The sequence below is a fragment of the Pseudomonas sp. Sample_23 genome, assembly GCF_004307595.1.
Classification (GTDB): domain Bacteria; phylum Pseudomonadota; class Gammaproteobacteria; order Pseudomonadales; family Pseudomonadaceae; genus Aquipseudomonas; species Aquipseudomonas atacamensis.
In genome coordinates this window covers 51,756-59,763 of record NZ_RCNX01000040.1, presented here as the reverse complement: position 1 = coordinate 59,763, position 8,008 = coordinate 51,756, and the positions used below count along the sequence as shown (strand labels likewise).

Below are 8,008 nucleotides of genomic sequence, written 5' to 3'. Positions count from 1 at the left end.
AAAAAAGAAAAACCCTTATTTGCGATCTTCCAGCTTGGTGATGTCACGCGACTCGTAACCAGTGTACAGCTGGCGCGGACGGCCAATCTTGTACGGGCTCGAGAGCATTTCTTTCCAGTGCGAAATCCAGCCCACGGTACGCGCCAGGGCGAAAATCACCGTGAACATGCTGGTTGGAATGCCGATCGCCTTGAGGATGATCCCCGAGTAGAAGTCGACGTTCGGGTACAGCGAGCGCTCGATGAAGTACGGGTCGGTCAACGCGATCTCTTCCAGGCGCATGGCCAGTTCGAGTTGCGGATCGTTGTTGATGCCCAGTTCCTTCAACACTTCGTCGCAGGTCTGCTTCATGACAGTCGCGCGAGGGTCGCGGTTCTTGTAGACGCGGTGACCGAAGCCCATCAACTTGAACGGATCGTTCTTGTCCTTGGCCTTGGCGATGAACTTGTCGATGTTCGACACATCGCCAATCTCGTCGAGCATGGTCAGCACGGCTTCGTTCGCACCGCCGTGGGCAGGGCCCCACAGTGCGGCGATACCGGCGGCGATACAGGCGAACGGGTTGGCACCCGAAGAGCCGGCCAGACGCACGGTGGAGGTCGAAGCGTTCTGCTCGTGGTCGGCATGGAGGATGAAGATCCGGTCCATGGCCTTGGCGAGTACCGGGCTGATCGGTTTGATCTCGCACGGGGTGTTGAACATCATGTGCAGGAAGTTTTCCGCGTACGTCAGGTCGTTGCGCGGGTACATCATGGGTTGGCCCATGGAGTACTTGTAAACCATCGCTGCCAGGGTCGGCATCTTCGCAACCAGACGGATCGCGGAGATTTCGCGATGCTGCGGATTATTGATGTCCAGGGAGTCGTGGTAGAAGGCCGAGAGGGCGCCGACTACACCGCACATGACGGCCATCGGGTGGGCGTCGCGACGGAAACCGTTGAAGAAGGTTTTCAGCTGTTCGTGAACCATGGTGTGGTTTTTCACGGTGCTGACGAACTGGGCCTTCTGTTCTGCGGTCGGCAATTCGCCGTTGAGCAGCAGGTAGCAGGTTTCCAGGTAGTCCGACTTTTCAGCCAGCTGTTCGATCGGGTAGCCGCGGTGCAACAAAATGCCGTTGTCGCCGTCGATATAGGTGATTTTCGATTCGCACGAAGCGGTCGACATGAAACCCGGGTCGAAAGTGAAGCGGCCCGTGGCCGTCAGGCCCCGAACATCAATTACATCGGGACCAACGGTGCCGGTTAAAATGGGCAGCTCGACGGGGGCTGCGCCCTCGATGATCAACTGCGCTTTTTTGTCAGCCATGTGGCCTCCTATTTATGCTTGAACCATCAGACAGACCCCCCACGCAGGGCCCGCACCACTATAGTGAGATAAATTCGAATGTCAATTTGCCTAAAGTCTTGCTCCAGAAGGCTTTAAGCCGACTTTTTCCTCGAAATTGCCTGCCATTTACGCCTTTTATGCAACTTGTGCAATCCGCTATTGGGGGTAGGTGAACGCGTTGTCATTAGTAGCCTAACTGTCTATACTCGGCCACCGACCGCCAAGGGCTTTTGGGCTTGCTTTCATTGGGGGTCGCATCCCTGGGTGGTGGTTACCTGACCAGTGCACTCCCCAACAACTTTGCCCTGATTGTTAGGGGCTCTTCAGTGTGAAAAAAAAGCCGTGAAAAGCCAACGACCTGTAAACCTAGACCTAAGGACCATCAAACTCCCAGTCACTGCTTACACGTCCATTCTTCACCGTATCTCCGGTGTCATCCTCTTCGTGTGCCTTGCCATCATGCTTTACGCATTGGACAAGTCGCTGAGCTCCGAGGAAGGCTTCGGTCAGGTGAAAGCGTGTCTGACCAGTCCGCTAGCCAAGCTAGTGATTTGGGGCATCCTGTCCGCTCTGCTGTATCACCTGGTAGCCGGTGTGCGCCACTTGATCATGGACATGGGCATCGGTGAGACGCTGGAAGGCGGCAAACTGGGCTCGAAAATCGTTATCGCCGTTTCCGTGGTGGTAATCGTTCTGGCAGGAGTCTGGATATGGTAACTAACGTCACTAACCTGTCGCGTTCGGGCCTCTATGACTGGATGGCACAGCGTGTGTCTGCGGTCGTTCTCGCGGCTTACTTCATCTTTCTGATCGGATACATCGTCGCCAACCCTGGCCTCGAGTATGCCCAGTGGCATGAACTGTTCGCTCACAACGGAATGCGTATTTTCAGCCTGCTGGCCCTTGTTGCTCTGGGCGCTCACGCCTGGGTCGGCATGTGGACCATCGCGACCGACTACCTGACGCCAATGGCGTTCGGCAAGTCCGCAACGGCGATACGTTTCCTTTTCCAGGCAGTATGCGGCGTTGCGATGTTCGCTTACTTCGTCTGGGGTGTGCAGATTCTCTGGGGTATCTGATTCATGGCTAACATTCCAACGATTTCTTTCGACGCCATCATTATTGGTGGTGGCGGTGCCGGCATGCGCGCTGCGCTGCAGCTGGCACAGGGCGGCCACAAGACTGCGGTGATCACCAAGGTTTTCCCGACCCGTTCGCACACTGTGTCCGCGCAGGGCGGCATCACGTGCGCCATCGCTTCCGCCGACCCGAACGATGACTGGCGCTGGCACATGTACGATACCGTCAAGGGTTCCGACTACATCGGTGACCAGGACGCTATCGAATACATGTGTCAGGAAGGCCCGGCCGCTGTTTTCGAGCTGGACCACATGGGTCTGCCGTTCTCGCGTACCGAGCAAGGCCGCATCTACCAGCGTCCGTTCGGTGGCCAGTCCAAGGACTACGGCAAGGGCGGTCAGGCTGCACGTACCTGTGCTGCATCCGACCGTACCGGTCACGCGCTGCTGCACACGCTTTATCAGGGCAACCTGAAAGCCGGCACCACGTTCCTCAACGAGTACTACGCTGTTGATCTGGTGAAAAACCAGGAAGGCGAATTCGTTGGTGTGATCGCGATCTGCATCGAAACCGGCGAAACCTCCTACATCCGTGCCAAGGCCACCGTTCTGGCCACTGGCGGTGCAGGCCGTATCTACGCGTCCACCACCAACGCCTTGATCAACACCGGTGACGGCGTCGGCATGGCTCTGCGTGCTGGCGTGCCGGTACAAGACATCGAAATGTGGCAGTTCCACCCGACCGGCATCGCCGGCGCCGGTGTACTGGTTACCGAAGGTTGCCGTGGTGAAGGTGGTTACCTGATCAACAAGCACGGCGAGCGTTTCATGGAGCGTTATGCTCCGAACGCGAAAGACCTTGCAGGTCGTGACGTGGTTGCCCGTTCGATGGTCAAGGAAATCATCGCCGGCAACGGTTGCGGTCCGAATGGCGACCACGTAATGCTCAAACTCGACCACCTGGGCGAGGAAGTGCTGCACAGCCGTCTGCCAGGCATCTGCGAACTGTCGAAGACTTTCGCCCACGTTGACCCGGTCGTTGCTCCGGTTCCGGTTGTGCCGACCTGCCACTACATGATGGGCGGCGTTGCCACCAACATTCATGGCCAGGCGATCACCCAGAACGCCGAAGGTCAGGACCAGATCATTCCTGGCCTGTTCGCGGTAGGCGAAGTGGCTTGCGTATCGGTTCACGGTGCGAACCGTCTGGGCGGCAACTCGCTGCTCGACCTGGTGGTCTTCGGTCGCGCTGCCGGCCTGCACCTGGAAAAGGCGTTGACCGATGGCATCGAATACGACGACGCTACCGAGTCCGACATCGAAGCTGCACTGTCGCGTCTGAACGCGCTGAACAACCGTACCGACGGTGAAGACGTTGCCACCCTGCGTCGCGAGCTGCAAAGCTGCATGCAGAACTACTTCGGTGTATTCCGTACCGGCGAATACATGCAGAAGGGCATCGCTCAGCTGGCCGATCTGCGCAAGCGTATCGCCAACGTGAAGATCAACGACAAGTCGCAAGCGTTCAACACTGCACGTATCGAAGCGCTGGAACTGCAGAACCTGCTGGAAGTGGCTGAAGCTACCGCCATCGCGGCCGAAGTACGTAAAGAGTCCCGCGGCGCTCACGCCCGTGAAGACTTCGAAGACCGTGATGACGAAAACTGGCTGTGCCACACCCTGTACTTCCCGGGTGACAAGCGCGTCACCAAGCGTGCCGTGAACTTCTCGCCGAAGACTGTTCCGACTTTCGAACCTAAAGTCCGGACTTATTAAGGGTGACCGCCATGTTGCAAGTCAGTGTTTATCGCTACAACCCTGATCAGGACGCCGCGCCGTTCATGCAGGATTTCCAGGTCGATACCGGTGGTAAAGACCTGATGGTGCTGGACGTGCTGGCCCTGATCAAAGAGCAGGACGAAGGTTTCTCCTATCGTCGCTCCTGCCGTGAAGGCGTCTGCGGCTCCGACGGCATGAACATCAACGGCAAGAACGGTCTGGCCTGCATCACGCCGCTGTCTGCCGTTGTAAAAGGCAACAAGCTGATCGTTCGTCCGCTGCCAGGTTTGCCGGTTATCCGTGACCTGGTCGTCGATATGAGCATCTTCTACAAGCAATACGAGAAGGTGAAGCCTTACCTGCAGAACGACACGCCGGCTCCGGCCATCGAGCGTCTGCAGTCGCCAGAAGAGCGCGAAAAGCTCGACGGTCTGTACGAGTGCATCCTGTGCGCCTGCTGCTCGACCTCTTGCCCGTCCTTCTGGTGGAACCCGGACAAGTTCCTGGGTCCAGCTGCGCTGCTGCAAGCCTACCGCTTCCTGGCAGACAGCCGCGACACCAAGACCAGCGAGCGTCTGGCTTCACTTGACGACCCGTTCAGCGTTTTCCGCTGCCGGGGCATCATGAACTGCGTCAACGTATGTCCGAAAGGCCTGAACCCGACTAAGGCCATCGGTCACATCCGTAACATGCTGCTTTCGAGCGGCGTGTGATTCAGCTGCTGTAACCGTTGCACCGTAGAGGCTGTGGCGCGGGCTTCAACCCGCGTCATGGCTATAACCAGAGCCGTAGCCATAAGCTGCAGCTCTTCTTTTGAAGAAATGAGACAAGCAGGGGCATCCGGGCTGGTACCCGGACTATCAGTGTGATCCTAGGTGGCTTGTTTTAGTCGCTGCATTCGGACTTCTGCAAGTTTGCTCGGTGTCGACACCGATGGTGTTCCCCTAACCGAGGGTGACCAAGCATGCAAGAAAGCGTGATGCAGCGCATGTGGAACAGCGCCTACCTTTCAGGTGGAAACGCTGCCTATGTGGAAGAGCTTTATGAGCTCTACCTGCACGACCCTAACGCTGTGCCAGAAGAGTGGCGCACCTACTTTCAGAAGTTGCCAGCCGACGGCAACTCTGCCACTGATGTTTCGCACTCGACGATTCGCGATCATTTCGTGCTGCTGGCAAAGAACCAGCGCCGCGCCCAACCGGTTTCCGCCGGCAGCGTGAGCAGTGAGCACGAGAAGAAGCAAGTTGAAGTGCTGCGATTGATCCAGGCCTACCGTATGCGTGGCCACCAGGCAGCCCAGCTTGACCCGCTGGGACTGTGGCAGCGTCCTGCACCTGCAGACCTGTCGATCAATCATTACGGCTTGACCAATGCCGATCTTGATACGACCTTCCGTGCCGGCGACCTGTTCATCGGCAAAGAGGAAGCGAGCCTACGCGAAATTCACGAAGCGTTGCAGCAGACATATTGCCGCACCATCGGCGCTGAATTCACGCACATCACCGATTCCGAGCAGCGCCAGTGGTTCCAGCAGCGTCTGGAAAGCGTGCGTGGTCGTCCGACGTACTCCGCCGACATCAAGAGCCACCTGCTTGAGCGCGTGACTGCCGGTGAAGGCCTGGAAAAATACCTGGGCACCAAATACCCGGGCACCAAGCGTTTCGGTCTGGAAGGCGGCGAAAGCCTGATTCCGATGCTCGACGAACTGATCCAGCGTTCCGGCTCGTACGGCACCAAGGAAGTCGTCATCGGCATGGCCCACCGTGGCCGTCTGAACGTACTGGTCAACACCTTCGGCAAGAACCCGCGCGAGCTGTTCGACGAGTTCGAAGGCAAGAAGAAGGTCGAGCTGGGTTCCGGTGACGTTAAATACCACCAGGGCTTCTCGTCCAACGTGATGACCACCGGCGGTGAAGTTCACCTGGCCATGGCGTTCAACCCGTCCCACCTGGAAATCGTTTCCCCGGTGGTTGAAGGTTCGGTGCGCGCCCGTCAGGACCGTCGCAACGACCTGACCGGTGAGAAAGTTCTGCCGATCTCCATCCACGGTGACGCGGCATTCGCCGGTCAGGGCGTGGTCATGGAAACCTTCCAGATGTCGCAGACCCGCGGTTTCAAGACCGGCGGTACCGTGCACATCGTGATCAACAACCAGGTTGGTTTCACCATCAGCAACCCGCTGGACTCGCGCTCCACCGAGTACGCCACCGACGTTGCCAAGATGATCCAGGCGCCGATCCTCCATGTGAATGGTGATGATCCGGAAGCCGTGCTGTTCGTGACCCAACTGGCCATCGACTACCGCATGCAGTTCAAGCGTGACGTGGTGATCGATCTGGTCTGCTACCGTCGTCGCGGCCACAACGAGGCCGACGAGCCAAGCGGCACCCAGCCCCTGATGTATCAGCAGATCACCAAGCAGCGCACCACCCGTGAGCTGTACGCTGATCGCCTGACCCAGGCCGGTGTGCTCGACGCTGAACGTGTTCAGGCCAAGGTCGACGAATACCGCAACGCGCTGGACAACGGTCTGCACGTGGTGAAATCGCTGGTCAAAGAGCCGAACAAAGAACTGTTCGTCGACTGGCGTCCGTACCTGGGCCACGCCTGGACCGCGCGTCACGACACGCGTTTCGATCTCAAGACCCTGCAAGAACTGTCCGCCAAGCTGCTGGAAATTCCGGAAGGCTTCGTCGTTCAGCGTCAGGTCGCGAAGATCTACGAAGACCGTCAGAAGATGCAAGCCGGCGGCCTGCCGATCAACTGGGGTTACGCCGAAACCATGGCGTACGCGACCCTGGCGTTCGAAGGTCACCCGATCCGCATGACCGGTCAGGACATCGGCCGCGGTACGTTCTCGCACCGTCACGCTGTGTTGCATAACCAGAAAGACGCGGGCACCTACATTCCGCTGCAGAACCTGTACGACGGTCAGCCACGTTTCGACCTGTACGACTCGTTCCTCTCTGAAGAAGCGGTACTGGCATTCGAATACGGTTACTCGACCACCACGCCAAACGCGCTGGTGATCTGGGAAGCCCAGTTCGGTGACTTCGCCAACGGTGCTCAGGTCGTGATCGACCAGTTCATCACCAGCGGCGAGCACAAATGGGGCCGTCTCTGCGGTCTGACCATGCTGCTGCCACACGGTTACGAAGGCCAAGGCCCTGAGCACAGCTCGGCACGTCTTGAGCGTTACCTGCAGCTGTGCGCCGAGCACAACATTCAGGTGTGCATGCCGACCACGCCAGCGCAGATCTACCACTTGCTGCGTCGTCAGGTGATCCGTCCGCTGCGCAAGCCGCTGGTCGTGCTGACGCCGAAGTCGCTGCTGCGCCACAAGCTGGCCATCTCGACACTGGAAGATCTGGCCGAAGGTTCGTTCCAGACCGTGATCCCGGAAATCGATGCACTGGACCCGAAAAAGGTCGAGCGCGTGGTTCTGTGCAGCGGCAAGGTCTACTACGACCTGCTGGAAAAACGCCGTGCCGAAGGCCGCGAAGATATCGCCATCGTGCGTATCGAGCAGCTGTATCCGTTCCCTGAGGACGACTTGAAAGAAGTCCTGGCTCCATACACCAACGTCAAACACGCCGTTTGGTGTCAGGAAGAGCCGATGAACCAGGGTGCCTGGTACTGCAGCCAGCATCACTTGCGTCGCAGCATCGCCAACCTCGACAAGACTCTCGTACTTGAGTACGCGGGCCGTGAGGCTTCGGCTGCGCCAGCTTGTGGTTACGCATCGATGCACGCCGAGCAGCAGGAAAAACTGCTGCAAGATGCTTTCACTGTTTAACGCCTTCGCGCTGACTGAAACCGAATTT

General features: G+C 58.3%; 6 protein-coding genes. 5 read left to right on the top strand and 1 reads right to left on the bottom strand.

The genetic code is table 11. From position 1 onward, the window contains the following. Positions 1-15: 15 nt before the first annotated feature. Entirely contained in the window at positions 16-1,305 is a 1,290-nt protein-coding gene (gene gltA / locus D8U82_RS10815; RefSeq protein WP_003222994.1) for a citrate synthase, read from the bottom strand. A 363-nt stretch (positions 1,306-1,668) separates the two neighbouring features. Between gltA and sdhC the strand changes: the two genes are divergently transcribed. The 5 genes from sdhC (at position 1,669) to D8U82_RS10790 (ending at position 7,980) form a co-directional block, all read left to right on the top strand. Next, the gene (gene sdhC / locus D8U82_RS10810; RefSeq protein ID WP_016773673.1) at positions 1,669-2,043 is read left to right on the top strand and encodes a succinate dehydrogenase, cytochrome b556 subunit; all 375 of its coding nucleotides are present in this window, start codon (positions 1,669-1,671) and stop codon (positions 2,041-2,043) included. Next, on the top strand, positions 2,037-2,405 hold the full coding sequence (sdhD, locus tag D8U82_RS10805; protein ID WP_008049683.1) for a succinate dehydrogenase, hydrophobic membrane anchor protein: 369 nt from the start codon (positions 2,037-2,039) through the stop codon (positions 2,403-2,405). Before sdhC ends, sdhD begins: the two co-directional genes overlap by 7 nt. A 3-nt stretch (positions 2,406-2,408) precedes the next feature. Further along, complete coding sequence (sdhA, locus tag D8U82_RS10800; protein ID WP_024012149.1) at positions 2,409-4,181, top strand: succinate dehydrogenase flavoprotein subunit; 1,773 nt, start codon at positions 2,409-2,411, stop codon at positions 4,179-4,181. 11 nt (positions 4,182-4,192) lie between these two features. After that, a complete protein-coding gene (locus D8U82_RS10795) occupies positions 4,193-4,897 on the top strand; it encodes a succinate dehydrogenase iron-sulfur subunit (RefSeq protein WP_016773675.1) in 705 nt (234 codons plus the stop codon). A gap of 251 nt (positions 4,898-5,148) precedes the next feature. Further along, positions 5,149-7,980 carry a 2-oxoglutarate dehydrogenase E1 component gene (locus tag D8U82_RS10790; RefSeq protein WP_041479560.1) on the top strand — a complete coding sequence of 944 codons (2,832 nt, stop codon included), beginning with the start codon at positions 5,149-5,151 and terminating at the stop codon, positions 7,978-7,980. The last annotated feature ends 28 nt before the right edge of the window (positions 7,981-8,008 follow it).

Coding starts and splice junctions, on each gene's coding strand:
- gltA (WP_003222994.1), bottom strand. CDS start 1,305: ATGGCTGACAAAAAAGCGCAGTTGATCATCGAGGGCGCAGCCCCCGTC.
- sdhD (WP_008049683.1), top strand. CDS start 2,037: ATGGTAACTAACGTCACTAACCTGTCGCGTTCGGGCCTCTATGACTGG.
- sdhA (WP_024012149.1), top strand. CDS start 2,409: ATGGCTAACATTCCAACGATTTCTTTCGACGCCATCATTATTGGTGGT.
- D8U82_RS10795 (WP_016773675.1), top strand. CDS start 4,193: ATGTTGCAAGTCAGTGTTTATCGCTACAACCCTGATCAGGACGCCGCG.
- D8U82_RS10790 (WP_041479560.1), top strand. CDS start 5,149: ATGCAAGAAAGCGTGATGCAGCGCATGTGGAACAGCGCCTACCTTTCA.